The organism is Pseudonocardia sp. ICBG1293 (assembly GCF_020131355.1).
Classification (GTDB): Bacteria; Actinomycetota; Actinomycetes; order Mycobacteriales; family Pseudonocardiaceae; genus Pseudonocardia.
The window spans coordinates 80219-99372 of record NZ_JAHLEL010000007.1; the positions used below are offsets into that span (position 1 = coordinate 80219).

The following is a 19154-nucleotide window of genomic DNA, read 5'->3' on the forward strand; positions in this document are numbered from 1 at the left end:
CCCCGATGCCCTCGAAGATCTCCGTCGCCGCCCTCGCCGCCACCGGCCTGCTGCTCGTCGGCGGCGGCGCCGCGTGCGCCTCGCCGGCCGAGGTCGCCGTGACCCCCGCCGCGCAGAGCGCCGCCGACACCGCCCCCGCACCGGGCGCAGGCGCTGGTGCCGCGGTGGACCGTGCCGCGGCCGAGCGGATCGCCGTCGAGCGGGCCGGGGGCGGGCAGGTCGTGGAGGTCGAGTTCGACCGCGCCGACGACGGCCGCGACGACGACTCCCGCTCCGACGGCCGCGACCACTGGGAGGTCGAGGTCCGCACCGCCGACGCCGGGCACGACGTCGACGTCGACGCCGCGACCGGTGAGGTCCTCGACCACGACATCGACCGGAACGACCGCACCGACGACGACCGCGACGACAGCTGATCCGGTCCGGGTGAGCCCTCAGGCCGGGGCGAGGCCGTCGCGCCAGTCCGGGTCGCCGGCCAGGACCGTGACCCCGACGGCCTCCTGGGCCAGCCGCGCCCCGGCCGCGAACAGGTCGCGGACGAGACCGCGCAGTCCGGCGTCGAGCCACTCGACGTCGCTGTGGTCCACCGTCCGCGCCGAGGCCGGGCGCCCGGGCCGCAGCAGCGCCCGGTACAGCCCGGTCGCGGGCCGCACCGGCGGCAGGCCGTGCGCCTGCGCGAGGTCGGAGGCGGCACGCGGGATCCGCAGCCCGGCGGCGTCCAGGTCGCCGAAGTAGCGGACCGCCGCGGGCGGGCGGGTGCGCAGGGCGAGCACGGACGCGGTGAACGCGTTCCCCGCGCCCCAGGCGAGCTCGCCGACCGGGCCGGGGGCGGGTTCCAGGGCACGGCGCAGCGAGTCCAGGGTGTCGGCGTTCTCGACCACGAGCAGCACCGGCCCGCCGCCGGGCAGCGGCTCGCGGTGCAGCGGAGGGACGACCCGGCGGGCCCGCAGGATCTCCGGGGTGAGGCCGCCGGGCAGCGGGCCGTCGAAGGCCTTCTCGTCGCCGGTGATCTCCAGCGCGCGCTCGCGCAGCGGGACCTGCACCGCACGGGACGCGTGGGCGAACAGCCACTCGTTGACCTGCAGCAGCACCGGCGACGGACGCCGCAGGGCCACCGCCGCGGACAGCTCGAGGTGCCACGGCCCCCGCTCGGCCGCGGCCGGGGCGGCGGCCGAGCGCGACCGGAGCAGCCGCACCGAGTTCGGCAGCGGCGGCACCCCGTCGTCGGTCCGGTCGGTCGGCTCCAGCACCCCCGCGGCGGCCAGCTCGGCCAGCGCCGCGGCGAGGTTCCGCCGGGCCCCGACGCTGCCGACCATCGTGGGGTCCGCCTGCAGGAACGCCGCGCGCAGCGCCGAGCGCGGGATCCGGGTCCGTCCGGTGGCCGCCAGCAGCTCGGCGAGCCGCTCCGCGACCGGCCCGGGCGAGGTCATCCGCCGGCCCCCGCGGGCGCGGTGTCGTCCGCACCGCCGGTTCCGGCGGCCACCGCGGCCTCGGGGCGGCGGTAGACGCGGGCCGCGGTGATCCGGCCACCGGGGGCGTCGGCGTCGGGCACGGACCGGGTGACCCGCTCGTCGACCGACAGGTACTTGCGTCCGGCGCGCAGGTCGGCGTCGTTGCGCAGTCGCACGAGCAGCGGGAACGACGACAGCGCGCCCGCGTCGAACAGCCCGGTCGTGTAGACCAGCTGCACCCCCAGGGCCTGCGCGACGCCGAACTGCAGCTCCAGCAGGTACCCCGCCGACGCCCGTCCGATCGGGTTGTCGAGGAACAGCACGCCCGCGTGCGCCCGCCTGCCCTGTCCGCGCTGGTGCGCCCGCAGCGCCGCCATCGTGCAGTACAGGACGATCGCCGCGGTCAGCTGCTGCCCGCCGGAGAACACGTCCTTGATCGCGGAGACGCGCAGCCGCTCGGTGCGCAGCACGGCGTCGGGCTTGAGCATCTCGACCCGGACACCCTTCGGCATCGCGGCCCGGACCCCGCGCAGCAGCATGGACATGCCGTCGCGCCGGTCCTTCGCCTTCCCGCCCGCCATGCCGGTGGCGGTGCGGTCGACGACGGCGCCGAGCTCGTGGCGCAGCGCCGCGTCGGGCAGCTCCTCGAACCGGATCCGCAGGAACTGCTGGCCCGACCAGTCGCCGAGGCCCTCGGGCAGCTGGGACAGCCGCTGCGCGAGCCGCACCGTGCGCAGCGCCTCGCCGACCATCCCGGACAGCCGGGTGACGATCCCCGAGCGGTGCCGCTCGATGTTGCCGAGGTCGTCGTCGAGGGAGCGCAGCCGCGGGCGCAGCGCGGCGATCCACTCCGCGGCGAGGCCGGGCATCTCCGACCGGTCGACGCCGCCGATGTGGCGGTGCACCGGGGAGCTCAGGGTCGCGAACCGCGGGTCCTGGGCGAAGCGGGCGACGGCGTCGACCCCCTCGCGGACCTTCTTCTCGGCCCGCGTCCGCTCGCCCGCCGCGTCGCGGACGGCGTTCTGGTGGCGCTTGAGCGCGGCCTGGGCGGCCTCGACGTCACCGTCGAACGGCACCCCGGACGGCTCGGGCGTCTCGTCCAGAGAGGACACGACCAGCCCGAACCCGCGGGCGAGGTCGGTGGCGGTGCGGTGGGCGTCCTCGGCGTCGGTCCGGGCCCGACGACGGCGTTCCAGGTCCTTGCCCGCCGCGTCCAGGTCGGCCGTGGCGCGGGCGACCAGCTCGCGGCCGTGCTCGGCGTCGCGGGGCGGGTCGTAGGGGTCGATCGGCCGCTCGCCGCCGGTGAACCGCTCCAGCTCGCGGCGGGCGACGGCCAGCTCGGTCGCGGCGTCGGCGCGGCGGCTCTCGGCCTCGTCGTAGGCGGTGCGGGCCTGCTCGGCGGCGGCGCGGCGGCTGGCGGCGTCGGCGCCGTCGGGGGTGTGCAGGAACGCCGTCGCGGCCTCGACGACGGTGCGCGGCAGCCCGTCGACGGCGACCCGCCGCTCCCGCGCGTCGGCCTCGGCCCGCTCCAGCGCACCGTGCAGGTCGGTGTCGACGGAGGCCGAGGCGTAGGCGTCGCGGGCCCGCTGGAACTCCTCGCGCAGCTCGGCCAGCGACGTCCCGGGGGTCCCCTCCGGCTCCCCGTCCTGCCCGCCGACCTCGTCGGTGGAGACCGGGAGCGCCGCGGCCTCGTCGCGCAGGGTCGTGCCGATGCCGCGCTGCCGGTCGCGCGTCTGCTGGGCGTCGGCGGCCTCGCGACCGGCGCGGTCGGCGGTGGTCCCGGCGGCGTCGGCCTCGTCGCGGGCCCGCGCGGCGTCGGCCTCCCCGGTGCGCATCCGCTCCTCGTGCGTCGCCCGGCGGGCGAGCTCGGTGCGCAGCGCGGCCAGCGCGTCCGCCCGGCGACGGGTGTCCCCGGCGGTGCGCTCCAGGCCGGGCCGGTCGACGGTCAGCCGGTCGGCGCGCTCGTCGAGGTCCTCGACCTCGGCGCGGGTCGCCTCGTGCTCGGCGACGGCGGCGGCCCGGGTGGTCTCCGCGGCCTCGGCGGCGCCGGTCAGGTCGGCGAGGGTGGGACGTCGGTCGCGCAGCGCGGCGAACCGGTCCCGCAGCCTGCGGTCGTCGTCGAGGACGGTCTCCAGCTCGGCGAGCCGGGCGGCGCGCTCGGTGGTCTCGGCGACGAGCCGGACCCGGACCTGCTCGGCGGCCTGTTCGTCGTGCAGTGCCGGGTTGGGCGGCACGACGAAGTCGATCCCGGGCGCCGCGTCGGCGTCGGCGCGCAGCGCGGCGGTGGTGCCGACCGCGACCAGGCAGGCCGGCAGCAGCCGTGCCGCGTCCAGCTCGGCGCGGGCCCGCTCGGCGTCGCGCGCGTCGTTGAGCAGCACCCCGCCCGCCAGGTGCGGCAGCCGCGCCAGCACGGTCTCCCGGTCGGGGGCGGGCAGCTTCGCCAGGTAGCGACGGCCGGACCAGGCGGTGATCCCGGCGGCCTCCAGCGCCGCGAGGACGTCCTCGATCTCCGTCGGGTCGGGCAGCAGGCCGCCGTCGCCGAGCGCGGCGAGCGCGCGTTCGTCGCGGCGCTGGTCGACGTGCAGGGTCGTCCGCTCCCGCTCGGCGCCGCGGATCGCGGTGGTCAGGGTGTCGACGACGAGGCCCGCGTCGGTGTCCGGGCGGATCTCGTCGAGTCCGAGCAGCTCCGCGGGCCGGACCTCCCCGGCGAGCGCGACGGCGTCGGCCTCCGCAGCGGAGCGCGCGGCCTCGGCGGTCGCGGCGTCGGCGCGGGCGGCGGCCGCCGCGTCCTGGGCGGCGGTGCGGCGGGCCTCGGCGGCCCGTCGCTCCTCACGGATCGTGGCGGCCGCGGAGTCGGCGTCGGCGAGCGCGGTGGCGCACCGCTCCGCCTCGGTCCGGGCGGCGGCCGCGGAGTCCTCGACGTCGGCGGCGGTCGAGCCCGCCTTCAGGTGCCCGGCGGAGACCGCGGCGGCGACCCGGGTGTCGAGGTCGTCGAGGTCGTCGAGGGCCTCGCGGGCGGTGGTGGCGGCGCTCTCAGCGCGGGCGGCGTCGGCGGTGCGGGTGACCTGCTCGCGACGGGCGGCCGCCGCGCGCTCCTCGGCGTCGGCGCGGTGTTCCTCCGCCGCGTCGGCGGCGGCGTCGGCCTCCGCGGCGACCCGGGCCAGCGCGACCGCGAGCGTGCGGGCGGCGTCCTGCCGGGCGGCGAGCGCGGGCCGGGCCTTCTGCTCCTCCTCCTCGACGCGGGCGCGCAGCCGCGCGGCCTCGGCGGCGGCGACGCGGTGCGCCAGGACCGGTTCGACGGCGTCGCGGGCCATCGAGACGGCCGACGCGGCGTCGCGCTCGCGGGTCGCCTCGGCCGCGGTCCGCTCGGCGGCCTCGACGGCGAGCCCCGCGGTGAGTCGGCGCAGCTCACCGACGGTGTCCTGCAGCCGCTCCGCCGCCCGGGCCGCGGACTGCTCGGCCTCGACCGCGCCGGTGGCCTCCTCGGCGGCGGTCACCGAGCGGGCCTCCTCGGCGATCCGGCGGGCCGCGATCCGGGACGCGGTCGCCGCCAGCTCGGCGCGCGCGACGGTCTCGGTGTCGCGGGCGGCGGTCGCGGAGGCCTCGGCGTCGACCATCGGCTCGAGCCGGGACAGCGTGCCGTCGACGAACTCCCGCTCGGTCTCCAGCTCCTCGCGCTGGGCGAGCCGGTCGGCGTACCCCGCGACGAGCTCGGCGACGTTCTGCGGCTCCGCGGGGTCGAGCACCGCACGGAGCAGGAAGTCGACGAAGGCCTCATCGGAGGAGAACGAGAACGCCTCGGCGGCCTCGCCCTCGCCGGCGTTCATGGCGCGCTGGTAGCGGAACAGCTCCGGGTCCAGGCCGACGTCGACGAGGTGGCGGGTCCAGTCCCGGTGCCCGGTCTCCCAGGCCAGCTCGGCGTCGGGGTGTTCGCGGTGCGCGGCCTGCAGGCGCTCGCGGAACGCGGCCAGGGTGACGCGGCGACCGTCGTGGGTGAAGGGCAGGTCGTCGAGCCCCATGCCGGGCACCGGCCGGAAGGAGAACCAGGCGTCGGCCAGCTTCTCGGGGTCGGTGGAGGCCACGTGCCCGCGCCACTCCGAGACCTTGCCGGTCACCAGCAGCCGCCCGGTGCCGACGTGCATCCACTCACAGACGACGTGCGCGACGTCCTCGGCCAGCACGAAGTTCTCCAGCACCGTGGTGCTGGTGGTGCCCACGACCTGACGTCGCCCGGGCAGGAGCACCGAGAAGATCAGCTTGAGCAGGACGGACTTGCCGCCACCGTTCTCCAGGAACAGCACCGACGCCGGCGAGGGCCGCCGCGGCGTCGTGCGGTCGAGCGCGTCCGGGGCGAACAGGTCCTCCTGCACGGCGACCTTCACCGGGGCCCCGACGCCCCGCAGGTCGAGCGCGACGTCCTGGTAGCGCGCGGCGGTCGGCCCCACCGAGAACAGGCGGACCCGGGTCAGCTCATACATCGCGGTCCTCCGTGGGGTGGTCGGTCGGCGGGGTGTCCGGGTCGGCAGGGTGTCCGTCCCCGGCCGCGTCGCCACCCCCTGCGCTGTCCTGTGCGACTTCGCTTACCGGGTAAGCGAACTCCCCCGTCCCAGCCCCACCGGCCGAGCCGACCGGGGCACCGGCCACGCCGGCACCCCCGGCACCCCCGTGCGCGAGCTCGCTTACCGGGTCAGCGAGTTCCACGGACGCAGCGTCATCGTCGGAGCCGACAGAGCCGACAGAGCCGGCCGGGTCGGCATCCCCACCGTTCCCTTCGACCTCCGACTCCGACGGATCGTCGAGGTCGGACGCGCTCCCCGTACCGGGCGTGCCCTGAGCACCGGATCCCGGCGTGTCGAACACGCCGTCGTGCTCGGTCACCAGCGTCCCGGCGGCGGTCGCGGCGGGCAAGACGTTCAGGGCCAGCAGCTCGTCGAAGGCCCGCTGCGCGGCGAGCTCGCGCACCTGGACCTGGTAGCGCGGTGTCGTCCGGTAGGCGCCCTCCGCGCCGACCGGCACGAGGAAGCCCTGGTCGGCGAGGAACCGCAGCGCCTTGCCGACGATCCCGCGGGTGGTGGACTCGCCGACCCGGCCGTCCTTCGTCGCGGTGGCCTCGGGGCGGCGCTGCCAGACCCGCCAGACCTCCTCCAGCTGCGGGGCGTCGGACTCGGGGTCGGCGGGGCCACCGGCACGCTCGTCGAGCACCCGGCACGCCTCCCGCACGGCACCGTCGACGAGCTCCACCGACACCCGGCCGACGTAGGAGTCGTCGCCCAGGTCGTCGGGGCGCGGGAAGGCCAGCGCGGCGACGGCGAGGTGCGCGATGCCGTGCAGGACCTTGTCCGCGCCGCGGTTGGCGAGGGTGGTGCGGCGGGCGTACTCGTCCATCCGGATCTCGAACACCGAGCCCTCGGTCGCGGCGAGCACGATGCCCGGACCGGTGTCGACGGCCAGCACGACCAGGCCCAGGCCGGAGGCGACGCGCTGGACGGTCGTGCGGAACTCGTCGTCCTCCCGGTAGCGGCGGACCAGGTCGGCGTAGTCGGGGTCGCGGCCGGGCAGCGCCTTGGGGCGCATGCCGTAGCCGACGAGGCGGGCCGCGGTCTCGGTGTCACTCATGTCTGCGCCGTCCGTCGGTGGGTCTGTCCGCCCTGTACACCGGCCCGTGCCAGCAGCAGGTCCGCGCCGCCGAACTCGGGGTCGTCGAGGACCGCCCCGTCGTCGACGGCGACCAGCACCGACGGGTCGCCCTGGGTCCGCGCCGTGGCCACCGCCGTCCCGACGGCGTGCATCGCGCGCAACGCGACCAGCTGAGGCAGGTCCGCGCCGGCCGCGCGGGCCTCCGCCAGCGCCGCGGACAGCCGCACCGGGTGTTCGACGTCCGCGGGCAGCACCGCGTCGGCCGCCGCCCAGGTGTCGACGCCGAACCGCTCGCGCGGCTGCGGTGCCAGCTCCGGCTCGGGCACCTCGGCCCCGAACGGGTCGCGGTCGCTCGGGGGCGTGAGCAGCGTCTCGACCAGCCCGCCCAGACTCGGCACCGACGGGTTCCGCACCCCGGCACCGGCACCGAAGTAGCCGGTCACCGGGTCGTGCGCGACCTCGACGGTCAACGCCAGCGACGGTCGCAGCAGCTGCCCGAACACGTCCACGGCGGCCCGCTTCGGCTTCCCGGAGAACTGCTGGCGGTCCTGCTCGGCGCGGAAGGCCGCCCCCGCCTCCTGCAGCCGTGCCTGCAGCTGGGTGTGGCGCTGGATGCAGTCGTCGACGACGGTCACCAGCTCCGCGGCCTGCCTGCGGCGTCCCGGCTCGGTCGCCTCGTCACGGGCGTCGGCGATGTTCGCCTTGATCATCGTCTCGGCGCGGTAGCGCGCCTCGATGTGGGTCAGCGCCTCGTCGAGCAGCTGCGGGACGGCGTCGAGCCAGTCGACCGAGCGGACGTCGCGGCGGGTCGCCTCCAGCTTGCGGCACAACGACTCCGCGTACTGGACGGTCCGGTAGCGGGCCTGCTCCGCGGCCAGCCGGGCGTCGCCGAGACGGCCGCGGACGATGAGCGTCTCCAGCTTGGTCTCGGCCGCCTCCTGCGCCGACTCGACGTCGGTGTCCAGCGCTCCGACCAGCACGTTGATCGCCTCGTCCGAGGCGCGCAGGTAGATCCCGCCGTCGGGGGCGGCGACCTCGACCAGCAGCTTGAAGTCGAACCGGCGGCGCACGTAGCGCCCGTCGTCGTCGGTCGTGCCGTACTCCACCGCGAACCCGCGGTCGATCGAGCCCACGTTGATCAGGTTGTCGATCACCCACTGCGCGACGCGGACGTACTCCGACCGCGGGGCCCCCGGCACCTGCGCGCCCACGAACGGCAGCAGCCGCCGCACCACCTCGGCGTGGTCCGCTCCGTGGTCGAAGTCCATGGCCAGGGTGACCTGGTCGATCGCCTGCAGCCCGATCTCGGCCATCTGGTAGCCGGTCGCGTCCCAGTCGAGCCGCCCCTTGCGGGCGTCGAGGTCGTGCAGCGGCGCCGTGCAGGCCAGGGCCTTCAGCCGGCGCGCCACTCCCTCGTCCGGGCTGATGGTCGACACCCCGACGACTGTAGTTCGACCGCTCCGGGCCCTAACGCCGCCTTAGGGCTCACGCAGCGCGACCTTGGGGCACACGGCGGCACAGTTCCCTCCAGCGTCCGGGTCACACCGACCCGGACCAGCCGGAACCTCTCGGAGGAAGATCACTGTGCGTACCCCGCTCACCGTCGCCGCCGTCGCCGCCACCGGGCTCCTGCTCGTCGGCGGGGGCACCGCTCTCGCGCTCGGGAAGGGCGGCGCCCCGGACGAGTTCGCCGTCGTCCCGACCGGTGCCGCGATCGCGCGCACCGCCGACCTGCTGCCCCCGGAGCTGCCCCGCACCGCCGCCACCGCGCCGGCGGCCCCTGCCCCCGCCCCGGCGCCTGCTGCGCCCGCGGTCGACCGCGCCGCCGCCGAGCGTGCGGCCCTCGCCGCCGCGGGCGGCGGGCGGGTCACCGAGGTCGAGTTCGACCGTGCCGACAGCGACGACGACGGGCACGACGACGACCGCGACGACGACCGCAGCCACGGCCGGGACCACTGGGAGGTCGAGGTCGTGAACGGCACCACCGAGCACGACCTCGACATCGACGCCGCCACCGGCCAGGTCCTCGACCACGACGTCGACCAGCACGACGGCGACGACGACGACCGGCACGACCGCGACGACGACTGAGCCGGCGCCGGGACCGGGGATCGGCGGGGCCCGGGTCACGGTGCCCCGCCGACCGGTGGTCAGCCGCGGCCCGCGGACCCGTCGGCCGCGGCCAGCACCGTCGCCCGCAGCAGCTCCCGCTCCCCGGCCGGGGCGACGGCGTCGAGCAGCTGGTCGAGGGTGTGGCAGAGCGTGTAGTAGCCGCTGAGGAACGAGACGGTCCACCCGTCGTCGAACGCGCGCACGTCCACCCCCCGCACCACCTCGTTCACGGCGCGGGCCGCGGCCCGCCGCCGGGGCAGCCCCACCAGACGCACCGCGTCCGGGTCGGGCGCGGGCTGCGGGCGTGGCGCGCGCGGACGGCCGAGCCACGGGTTCGGCGTGCTCATCGGGCCACCACCAGCGACGTGTACGACGGCCGGTCCGGTGCCGGCTCCGCCGCCAGCAGGGCGTGTGCCACCGCCCGCGCCGTCACCTCCGCGGCGGCCGCCTGCAGCGCGAACACCCCGGCGACGTCCGGGACCGCCCGGGTGCCCGTGGCCAGCGCGAACGCGCAGTCGCCGTCGCGGATCGTGTGCACCGGCGAGATCGACCGGGCCAGACCGTCGTGCGCCATCGTCGCGAGCCGGGTGCACCCCGCCTTGTCCAGGGTCGCGTCGGTGCCGACGACCACCAGCGTCGTCGCCGTGCCCAGCGGGTTCACGTGCCCCTCGTACAGCGCGGTGAGCCGCTCCGGCGGGGCCAGGGCCGGGGCCACCCCGGTGGTGAACTCCCCGGGCAGGCCGTGCCGGGCCCCGTACACCTCGCCGGTGGCCGGGTCCGCGGCCGCGCCCGCGGAGTTGAGGACGACCAGGGCCGCGACGGTGGTCCCGTCCGCCAGCACCGCGGACGCCGACCCGACACCACCGCGCAGCCCACCCGACACCGCGCCGGTACCCGCCCCGACCGAGCCCTGCGCGACCGGGCCGGCGTGGGCGTCGTCGTAGGCCGCCGCACCGGTCCCGGCCGTCGGACGCACCCGCGGGTCTCCGCCGCGCCCGAGGTCGAACACCACCGCGGCGGGCACGATCGGCACGACGGCGCCCGGCACCGGGAACCCCTCGCCGTCGCGCTCCAGCCGGGCCATCACCCCGGAGGCGGCGTCGAGGCCGAACGCGCTGCCCCCGGACAGGGTGACGGCGTGCACCCGCTGGACCGTCGCGACCGGGTCGAGCAGATCGGTCTCCCGGGTACCGGGCGCGGCACCGCGCACGTCCACGCCGGCGACCGCGCCACCCGGCGGGGCGAGCACCACCGTCGTGCCGCTGCGGGCGCCCGGCCCGCTCACGGCCGCGTGGCCGACCCGCAGGCCCTCGACGTCGGTCAGCCCGTTCCGCTCACCCGCTCGCACCGCACCATCCTGCCCCGCAACGCCACGGGCCGGCACCGCGGAACGCGGTACCGGCCCGGGACGACGTGCGGTCTCAGCCCGCCGAGCCGCCACGCAGGCGGCGGATCAGCACGACCAGCAGCACGAGCACACCCACGCCACCCAGGACCGGGGCGAGACGCTTCAGCACCGGCGCGCCGGCCGAGTCGAGCAGGTCGATGGCCTCGACCGGGCTGCTCTGCGGCTGCCGCGGGGCGGCGGGGCGCGGCGCGGCCTGCTCACCGGGGGCCGGCGGGACGGCCGGGATCGGGCTGGTCTCGTCGGCCGCGTGCTTCGGGCCGGCACCGTTCGACGACGCGGCGCCGGGACCGGTCAGCTTGTCCGCGACGCAGTTCGAGAACTGGCCGATGATCTTGTCGGCGACGTCGGTGATGACGCCCCGGCCGAACTGTGCCGGACGACCGGTGACGGTCATGTCGGTGACCATCGTGACCGAGGTCTTGTCCGGACCGTCGGCGACCATCGTGCCGGTCACGATGGCCTTGGCGGTGCCGTTGCCCCGGGCGTCGCGGCCGGACGCGTCGATGACGACCTTGTGGTTCGCGTCGTCGCGCTCGATGTAGGTGCCCTTGCCCTTGTAGGTGAGCGAGATCGGGCCGAGCTTGACCTTCACGGTGCCCTGGAACGAGTCGCCCTCGTACTCGGTGAGGGTCGCCCCGGGGAAGCACGGCGCGATGAGCTCCGGGTCGTTGAGCGCCTTCCAGGCGTCCTCGATCGGCGCGGCGACCGTGAACTTGTTCTCCAGCTGCATGTGTCTTCCAAGCCTCCTCGAACGAACACCGGCGCCGGTCCGGGGACTCCCGGGACCGGCGCCGGCGTCGGCGTGCTTCTGGGTTCGTCAGCCGGCGGCGGCCAGCACCGCACGACCGGTGAGCACCTTCGCCAGGTGCTCACGGTAGTCGGCGGCGGCGTCGGCGTCACTCGGAGCGGAGGTGCCCTCCAGGGCGTGCTCCGCCGCGGCCTTCGCGACGTCCGGACCAGCGGACTTGCCCACCAGGGCCTGCTCGACGCCGGTCGCCCGGACCGGCGTGTTGCCCATGTTCGTCAGGCCCACACGGGCCTCGGTGATCGTCCCGCCGTCCACCTTCAACGCGACGGCCACGGCCACCATCGACCACGCCTGGGCGACCCGGTTGAACTTCTCGTAGTGGCTCTTCCACCCGGTGTACTTCGGGAACCGGATCATGGTGAGGATCTCGCCCTCACCGATGGCGGTGGTGAAGTAGTCCTGGAAGAAGTCCTTCGCCGTGACCAGGCGGGTGCCGCCGGCACCGAGGATGACGAACTCGGCATCCAGCGCCAGCGCCGCGGCACCGAGGTCGCCGGCCGGGTCGGCGTGCGCGAGCGCGCCGCCCAGCGTCCCGCGGTGACGGACCTGCGGGTCCGCGACGGTCTCGGTGGCCCGGGCGATCAGCTCCACGTGGGTGTTCACCAGGTCGTTGCGCATGACCTCGTGGTGGGTGGCCATCGCACCGACCATGACGTACTGGTCGTCCTCGCCGATCCGCTTGAGCTCGGGGATGCCCCCGAGGTCGATGACCGTGCTCGGCGCCGCCATCCGCAGGCGCAGCACCGGCAGCAGGCTCTGCCCGCCGGCCAGGATCTTGGCGTCCTCGCCGGCCGACTGCAGGGCCGACACGGCCTCCTCGACCGAGGAGGGCCGGACGTAGTCGAACTTGGCCGGGATCACTGGACCTCTCCCTTGGGGTTGTTCGGGTCGATGGACCCGAGGCCGGCGCCGGGCGAGTGGGTGTCGCTCGGGGTCTCCTGCGGGTTCCTGCCCTTGGCCACCTGCAGGGCGCGCCACACGCGCTGCGAGGTGGTCGGCATCTCGAGCTCGTCGACGCCGAGGTGCCGGACCGCGTCCAGCACACCGTTGAGGATGGCCGGGGTCGAGGCGATGGTGCCCGCCTCGCCGACGCCCTTCACGCCGAGCGGGTTGGACGTCGCCGGGGTGGAGACGGTCTCGGTGGTGAAGCTCGGCAGGTCCGCCGCGGACGGGATCGTGTAGTCGACGAACGTGGCGTTGACCAGGGTTCCCTGGTCGTCGTAGTTCGCCTCCTCGAACAGGGCCTGCGCGATGCCCTGGGCGAGACCGCCGTGCACCTGGCCCTCGACGATCAGCGGGTTGATGACGTTGCCGATGTCGTCGACGCAGACGTACTTGCGCAGGTTCACCCGGCCGGTGTCGGTGTCGACCTCGATCGCGGCGAGGTGCGTGCCGTGCGGGTAGGAGAAGTTCTCCGGGTCGAACACGGCGTCGGAGTCCAGCGAGGGCTCCATGCCCTCCGGGTAGTCGTGCGCCATGAACGCGGCGAACGCGATCTCCTGGATGGCCTTGCCCTTGTCGGTGCCCTTGACCGTGAACTGGCCGTTGGCGAACTCGAGGTCGTCCTCGGAGGCCTCGAGCAGGTGCGCGGCGATCTTCTTCGCCTTCTCGATGACCTTGTCCGCGGCGTTGACGATCGCGACACCGCCGACGACCAGCGAGCGCGAGCCGTAGGTGTCGAGGCCCTTCGGCGCCACCTGGGTGTCGCCGTGCAGGATCTCGACGTCCTCGAACGCGACACCCAGCTTGTCCGCCACGATCTGCGAGAACGCCGTCTCGTGGCCCTGGCCGTGGGCGGAGGCACCGGTGGTGACCTCGACCTTGCCGGTGGCCAGCATCCGGATGCTGGCGGCCTCCCAGCCACCGGCGCCGTAGTCCAGCGAGCCGAGCACGCGGGACGGGGCGAGACCGCACATCTCGGTGAAGGTCGAGATGCCGATGCCCAGCTGGACCGGGTCGTTGTTCTTCCGGCGCTCCTCCTGCTCACGGCGCAGACCGGCGTAGTCGAACAGCTCCATCGCGCGCTGCGTGGCCTGCTCGTAGTTGCCGGTGTCGTAGGTCAGGCCCACGACCGTCGTGAACGGGAACTCCTCGTGCTTGATCCAGTTCTGCTCGCGCAGCTCCATCGGGTCGCGGCCGAGCTCGACGGCCAGCTCGTCGAGCATGCGCTCGACGGCGAAGGTCGCCTCGGGACGGCCGGCACCGCGGTAGGCGTCGGTCAGCGTCTTGTTGGTGAAGACGTTGGAGCAGGTGAACTTCAGCGCGGGGATCTTGTAGATCGCGTTGAACATGAACGCGCCGAGGATCGGCACACCCGGGCCGACGAGACCCAGGTAGGCGCCCATGTCGGCGTAGAGGTGCACGTCGAACCCGGTGATGGTGCCGTCCTTCTTGGCGGTCATCACGAGGTCCTGGATCTGGTCCCGGGCGTGGTGCGCGGTGAGCATGCACTCGCTGCGGGTCTCGGTCCACTTGACCGGCTTGTTCAGCTTCTGCGCCAGCAGGACGCAGAGCATCTCCTCGGGCAGCACGCCGATCTTGCCGCCGAAGCCGCCGCCCACGTCGGGGGCGATGACGCGCAGCTTGGACTCCGGCACCCCGAGGGTCACGGTGGTCATGGTGCGCAGGATGTGCGGCACCTGGGTCGCGGCCCAGATCGTCAGCTGCTCGCCGGTCGGGTCCACCACGCAGGAGCGGGGCTCCATGAACGCCGGGATCAGGCGCTGCTGGCGGAAGCGGCGGCGCACGACGACCGAGTCGCTGTCGGCCTCGGCGGCCTTGATCGCCTCGGCGACGTCGGCACCGGTGCCGGCGGCGGCGGAGTCGAAGACCCAGGTGGCGGAGACGTTGGTGCCGAGGTCGGGGTGGACCAGCTCGGCGCCGTCCTGCGCGGCGGCCTCCATGTCCAGGACCGGGTCGAGCGGCTCGTAGTCGATCTCGACCAGCTCGGCGGCGTCGCGCGCGGCGGCGGCGGAGCGCGCCACGACGACCGCGACGCCCTCACCGGAGAAGTTCACCCGGCCGACGGCGAGCACCGGGCGCTGCGGGGCCTTCTGGTCCGGGGTGATCGGCCACGCACACGGCATGCCGACCTCCTCCGCGCCGAGGTCGGCCGCGGTGTAGACGCCGAACACACCCGGGGCCTTCTCGGCCTCGGACTTGTCGATGGAGGTGATGGTCGCCCGTGCGATCGTCGACCGGACGACGGCGATGTGGACGGTTCCCGGCGGGGTGATCGAGTCGGTGTAGCGGGACCGGCCGGTGATGAGGCGCTGGTCCTCCTTGCGGACCCGGGCCTTGCCGATCTCGCCGGTGGTGGTGGGCTCGGCGGTCGTCGTCACGTCAGTTACCTCCCGCCACGGGGGCGGCCTGCTCGGTGGGCTGGGCCGCGCCCGGCTTCATGTTCTTCGCCGCGGTCTGGACCGCGCGCACGATGTTCTGGTAGCCCGTGCAACGGCAGAGGTTGCCCTCGATGCCCTCGCGGACCTCCTGCTCGGACGGGTCGGGGTTGTCCCCGAGCAGGTCCACCGCAGCCATGATCATTCCCGGCGTGCAGTACCCGCACTGCAGGCCGTGGCACTCGCGGAAGGCCTCCTGCACCGGGTGCAGCTGACCGTCGCGGGCGAGGCCCTCGATGGTGGTGACCTCGGCGCCGTCGGCCTGGACCGCCAGCACCGAACAGGACTTCACGCTCTGCCCGTTCAGATGAACCGTGCAGGCACCGCAGTTGCTGGTGTCGCAGCCGATCAGCGTCCCCGTCTTGCCCAGGGTCTCCCTCAGGTACTGCGCGAGCAACATGCGGGGCTCGACGTCGTCGGCGTAGTTCACGCCGTCGACGGTGACCCGGACCTCTGTCATGAACTCTCACTCCTCGTACGCGACCACGCACGCCGAAGCGCGGGGTCTGACCGGGGACTTCACCCGAGGAACGCCGTCCGCCGTCGCCTGACTCGCGACCACACCGGCGCGCCCGGAAAAGTTGCCGCACGTCTCGTGTGGCAGCGCCCACATCACACTCCCGATCTTCCAGGGGTGCAAGGAGCCGGGAACGGCCCGACGGGAGGTCGGATGGCGTGTTGCCGACGTCACGGCGATCGCCTGCCGCGCGCAACCGCAGCAGCGGAGAACGTGGGCGAGAGCCGCCCGCAGAATCGGATCCGTGACGCAACACGAATCACCCGTTCAGACCAACCCGGACGGAGTGGTCCGCTGTCGCAGGTCAGGGACAGCCTGACCTGCGTCAGCGTCGGGCGCCAGGCCCGGTCGGACGCAGCGGGGCGGTCGTGCGGTGCGTGACCGCCCCACGCCACAGCCCGGCCCCGTAGGCCAGGTCGTCGAGCCGGTGGGCGAGCAGGTGGGGCACCGGCCCGGTCCGGACGCGTGGGTCGCGGTCACGGTGACGCCACCAGTCGGCCAGCCCCTCCGCCAGGACCGCCACGACGACGGCCCGGCGGGCCCGCCGCGACACCAGGCAGGCCGCCGCGGCGACCGGCCAGAAGTGCCGGGTGAGCACCGACGCCGTCTGCCACAGGGCCCCGGACAGGCCGAGCACGGTCAGCAGGGCCGCCCCGCGTCGCGGGTGGTCGAGCCGCGGCAGCCTGCGGGCCAGCCGCTCGGTCGCGACCCCGGTGACGACGGCGGCGAGCGCCGTCGCACCCCGCCGCTGGAGGAGCAGGAGCACGCAGACGGCCGCCGTCCACGGCGAGAGGATCGCCGGGGGGACCGCTCCGGGGTGCCGGAGCGCCAGCGGCGCCGCCCCGGTGCCGTAGAACGCCTTGCGGCGGATCCACTCCACCGGGCGGGTGCGGTGGTCGTGGGCGACCCGGGAGCCGGGCTCGAACCGCATCGCCCAGCCCGCCGCGTGCAGGCGCAGGACGAGGTCGACGTCCTCGGCGACGTGCATCGCCGGGTCGAACGCGACCGCACCGACCGCCGACACCCGGACGAGCATGGCCGCGCTCGGGACGTACGCGACGCGCGACCGGGGCACGATCAGCGCCGGGTCGGGGCCCAGGTCCAGCGACGAGCGCACCGCCTCGTAGCGCCCGACCGCACCGCGCAGCCCGGCGCCGCGCTCCGGGTCCAGCGCCGTGATCCGCGGTGCGACGAGACCGACCGCGGGATCGGTGAGGTGGGCGAGCAGCGGGGGCAGCCAGCCGGGTTCGGGGACGACGTCGGAGTCGAGGAAGACCACGAACGGGGTGGTCGCCGCGGCCAGACCGGCGTTGCGGGCGGCCGCGGGGCCGCGTGGGGTCGCGTGCCGCAGCACCGTTCCCCCGGCCCGCTCGACGGAACGGCGCAGCGGGACCGGGTCGGCGGACCCGTCGTCGACGACGATCGGGCCGGCCAGCCCGGTCCCGGCCAGCGCGGTGAGCAGCCGGTCCAGCGGACGGTCCTTCACCGGGACGACGACGGTGACCTCGGCCGCGGTGACCGTGGCCGGCACGTCCGGGACGGGGTGGGCGAGCCCGGCGTCGAGCAGGGTCCGGGCCAGGGACCGTTCGGTGGGACCGGTGACCACCAGCGGTCGCCCCGGGCCGGGCAGCAGGCCACGGGCCCGCTCCGACAGGTGCATCAGCCGGGGCGGGGCGCCACCGAGCAGGGCCGCGCCGCCGTCGAGCCGCCGGGTGCGGCGGTCGAGCAGCACCCGGAAGCCCTCCGGGAGCCGCCGGTCCGCCGGGCCCGCGGGCTCCGCGGCGGGCGGGCGGTCGGGGTCGGTCCGGGCGGCGGTCACCCCGGTGAGCCTTCCATCCCCGGCGCCGGTGGGTCGACACCCGCACCTGCCCGATCGGCGTGGTCCGCGCGGCCGCGCCGGGGGCAGACTCCGGACCATGTCCGAGGTCATCCCCCGCTACGGCTCCGCCACGCTGGCCGACGTCCTGCCCGCACTGCTGCACGCCGTCGGTGCCCCGCTCGACGACCGGCCACCCGCCTTCGGGCTCCCGCCCGCCCGGGCCGCGGTGCTGCTGCTGGTCGACGGCCTGGGCCACGAGCTGCTGCACGCCCACGCCGCCGAGGCCCCGGTGCTGGCCGGGCTCGCCGACGCGGGTCCGCTGACCGTCGGCTTCCCGTCGACCACCCCGATCAGCCTGACCAGCCTGGGCACCGGGCTCCCGCCGGGCGCGCACGGCACGCTGGGGCTGCGGTTCCGGGTCGAGGGCCTGCTGCTCGACGCGCTGGGCTGGTCCTCGGACCGCCGGGACCTGCGGGAGACGCTCGTCCCGGAGCAGGTGCAGCCGGAGCCGACCGTCCTGGAGCGGGCCGCGGCCGCGGGCGTCGCGGTGCGGCCGGTAGCGCCGCTGGAGTTCCGGACCTCCGGTCTGACCCGTTCCGGGCTGCGTGGCGGGGAGTACCGCGGCGTCGCGGCGCTGGGTGACCTGGCCGCGGAGATCCTCGCCGGGGCCGAGGGCCCTGGCCCGCGACTGGTCTACGGCTACCACGCCGACCTCGACAAGGTCGGGCACCTGTACGGCCCGGGGAGCCCGGCGTGGCGCTGGCAGCTGCGCCAGGTCGACGCGCTGCTCGCGATGCTGCTCGAGGCGCTGCCCGCGGGCACCCTGCTGGTGGTCACCGGCGACCACGGGATGGTCACCGTCGACCGGACCGTGGACGCCGACGCGACGCCCGCGCTCACCGAGGGGGTGGCGCTGCTCGGCGGGGACCCGCGGGCCCGGCACGTCTACGCCGAGCCCGGTGCGGCGACCGACGTGCTCGCCGCCTGGCGGTCGGTGCTCGGCGACGACGCAGCCGTGGTCGGCCGGGAGGAGGCGGTGGCCCGGGGCTGGTTCGGCCCGGTCGAGGGCCGGGTGCTCGACCGGGTCGGCGACGTCGTGGCCGCGATGCACGGGACGGCCGCGGTGGTCCGCAGCGAGGCGGAGCCGTTCCTGTCGACCCTGCCCGGGCAGCACGGCTCGTTCACCACCGCCGAGCAGCTCGTTCCGCTGCTGGTGCACCCGGCGACGTGACCGCGCGCTACGCCGGCGGCGGGCGGAGACGTCCGGTGCCGGGGTCGGGGTCCCACGCCCCGACCGCGGCGGACGCCGTCGCCGTGATCGCCGCGAGCAGCCGCCGTCCCTCGTCGGGCGACGCCCCCGCCGGGTCGCCGAGCACGCCGTTCGGGCTGACGGCGCCGATCCCGCCGGCCCGCAGCTCGCCGATGACCTCGCGCAGCGGCCGGGTGTCGCCCGCCTCGGCGCGCTCGGTGCGGACCAGCTCCGGGCGGAGGTGGGTGAGCAGCGAGGTCTCGTAACGACCGGCGTGGGCGTCCAGCGGCACCCCGGGGACCTCGGCGACACACGACAGCCAGCCGGCGTCCCGGCCCTCGTGACGCAGCAGGGTCACCGCCGAGCGGAGCGCGGCCACGTTGCCGCCGTGCCCGTTGAGCAGCACCAGCCGCGACGCCCAGCGGCAGGCCGAGCGGCCGTACTCGACGAGCACGGTGTGCAGCGCGTCCTGCCCGATCGAGACGGTGCCGGGGAAGCCCTCGTGCTCGCCCGCGGCGCCGTAGGGCAGGGCGGGGGCGAGCACGAGCGCCGGGTCGGCGTCGTGCAGCGCGGCCGCGACGGCCGAGGCGACGGCGGTGTCGGTCCCCAGCGGCAGGTGCGGGCCGTGCTGCTCGGTGGAGCCGACCGGGACGAGCAGGGTGGGGGCCGCCGCCGGGTCGAGGTCGGGCCAGGTCAGATCCGCGAGGAGCACGGTCCCAGCCTGCCCGTCCGGGCCCCGGCCCGGTACAGCGCGG

General features: G+C 75.7%; 14 protein-coding genes and 1 pseudogene. 3 read left to right on the forward strand and 12 right to left on the reverse strand.

All coding sequences use genetic code 11. From position 1 onward, the window contains the following. The first annotated feature begins 5 nt into the window (after nucleotides 1–5). Entirely contained in the window at nucleotides 6–416 is a 411-nt protein-coding gene (locus tag KPF47_RS03845) for a PepSY domain-containing protein (RefSeq protein ID WP_224386969.1), read from the forward strand. A gap of 18 nt (nucleotides 417–434) precedes the next feature. On the opposite strand, the gene KPF47_RS03850 is transcribed toward KPF47_RS03845, so the two are convergent. The 4 genes and pseudogenes from KPF47_RS03850 to KPF47_RS03865 all read right to left on the reverse strand — a co-directional run bounded on the left by KPF47_RS03850 (nucleotide 435) and on the right by KPF47_RS03865 (nucleotide 8524). After that, nucleotides 435–1430, reverse strand: a complete 996-nt coding sequence (locus tag KPF47_RS03850) for a DUF2399 domain-containing protein (protein WP_224386971.1) — start codon at nucleotides 1428–1430, stop codon at nucleotides 435–437. Continuing rightward, nucleotides 1427–5929: a hypothetical protein gene (locus tag KPF47_RS03855; protein WP_224386973.1), complete on the reverse strand. Its 4503-nt coding sequence runs from the start codon at nucleotides 5927–5929 to the stop codon at nucleotides 1427–1429. The genes KPF47_RS03850 and KPF47_RS03855 overlap by 4 nt, the downstream gene beginning before the upstream one ends. A 400-nt stretch (nucleotides 5930–6329) precedes the next feature. Next, nucleotides 6330–7067, reverse strand: a pseudogene (locus tag KPF47_RS03860) (hypothetical protein); the annotation flags it as partial. Beyond that, a complete protein-coding gene (locus KPF47_RS03865) occupies nucleotides 7064–8524 on the reverse strand; it encodes a hypothetical protein (protein WP_224386975.1) in 1461 nt (486 codons plus the stop codon). The pseudogene KPF47_RS03860 and the gene KPF47_RS03865, both read right to left, overlap by 4 nt. Before the next feature lie 148 nt (nucleotides 8525–8672). On the opposite strand from KPF47_RS03865, the gene KPF47_RS03870 reads away from it, so the two are divergent. After that, a complete protein-coding gene (locus KPF47_RS03870) occupies nucleotides 8673–9179 on the forward strand; it encodes a PepSY domain-containing protein (protein ID WP_224386977.1) in 507 nt (168 codons plus the stop codon). A 59-nt stretch (nucleotides 9180–9238) separates the two neighbouring features. Here the strand turns inward: KPF47_RS03870 and KPF47_RS03875 are convergent, their stop codons facing one another. The 7 genes from KPF47_RS03875 to mftF form a co-directional block, all read right to left on the reverse strand. Further along, nucleotides 9239–9547: a hypothetical protein gene (locus tag KPF47_RS03875; RefSeq protein WP_224386979.1), complete on the reverse strand. Its 309-nt coding sequence runs from the start codon at nucleotides 9545–9547 to the stop codon at nucleotides 9239–9241. Beyond that, nucleotides 9544–10548 (reverse strand): P1 family peptidase, encoded by a 1005-nt coding sequence (locus tag KPF47_RS03880; RefSeq protein ID WP_224386981.1) that lies wholly within the window; start codon nucleotides 10546–10548, stop codon nucleotides 9544–9546. Before KPF47_RS03880 ends, KPF47_RS03875 begins: the two co-directional genes overlap by 4 nt. A gap of 73 nt (nucleotides 10549–10621) precedes the next feature. Next, entirely contained in the window at nucleotides 10622–11338 is a 717-nt protein-coding gene (locus KPF47_RS03885) for an SRPBCC family protein (protein WP_224386983.1), read from the reverse strand. Between the two features lie 87 nt (nucleotides 11339–11425). Then, nucleotides 11426–12277 carry a xanthine dehydrogenase family protein subunit M gene (locus KPF47_RS03890; RefSeq protein ID WP_020626512.1) on the reverse strand — a complete coding sequence of 284 codons (852 nt, stop codon included), beginning with the start codon at nucleotides 12275–12277 and terminating at the stop codon, nucleotides 11426–11428. Further along, the gene (locus KPF47_RS03895) at nucleotides 12274–14757 is read right to left on the reverse strand and encodes a xanthine dehydrogenase family protein molybdopterin-binding subunit (protein WP_224386985.1); all 2484 of its coding nucleotides are present in this window, start codon (nucleotides 14755–14757) and stop codon (nucleotides 12274–12276) included. Before KPF47_RS03895 ends, KPF47_RS03890 begins: the two co-directional genes overlap by 4 nt. A 1-nt stretch (nucleotide 14758) precedes the next feature. Further along, complete coding sequence (locus KPF47_RS03900) at nucleotides 14759–15274, reverse strand: (2Fe-2S)-binding protein (protein WP_224386987.1); 516 nt, start codon at nucleotides 15272–15274, stop codon at nucleotides 14759–14761. 382 nt (nucleotides 15275–15656) lie between these two features. Further along, a complete protein-coding gene (gene mftF / locus KPF47_RS03905; RefSeq protein ID WP_224386989.1) occupies nucleotides 15657–17150 on the reverse strand; it encodes a mycofactocin biosynthesis glycosyltransferase MftF in 1494 nt (497 codons plus the stop codon). A 97-nt stretch (nucleotides 17151–17247) separates the two neighbouring features. On the opposite strand from mftF, the gene KPF47_RS03910 reads away from it, so the two are divergent. Continuing rightward, nucleotides 17248–18381, forward strand: a complete 1134-nt coding sequence (locus KPF47_RS03910) for an alkaline phosphatase family protein (RefSeq protein WP_224386991.1) — start codon at nucleotides 17248–17250, stop codon at nucleotides 18379–18381. Nucleotides 18382–18388: 7 nt separating this feature from the next. Here KPF47_RS03910 and mftE read toward each other — a convergent pair whose 3' ends face one another. Continuing rightward, on the reverse strand, nucleotides 18389–19111 hold the full coding sequence (gene mftE / locus KPF47_RS03915) for a mycofactocin biosynthesis peptidyl-dipeptidase MftE (RefSeq protein WP_224386993.1): 723 nt from the start codon (nucleotides 19109–19111) through the stop codon (nucleotides 18389–18391). Nucleotides 19112–19154: the final 43 nt, after the last annotated feature.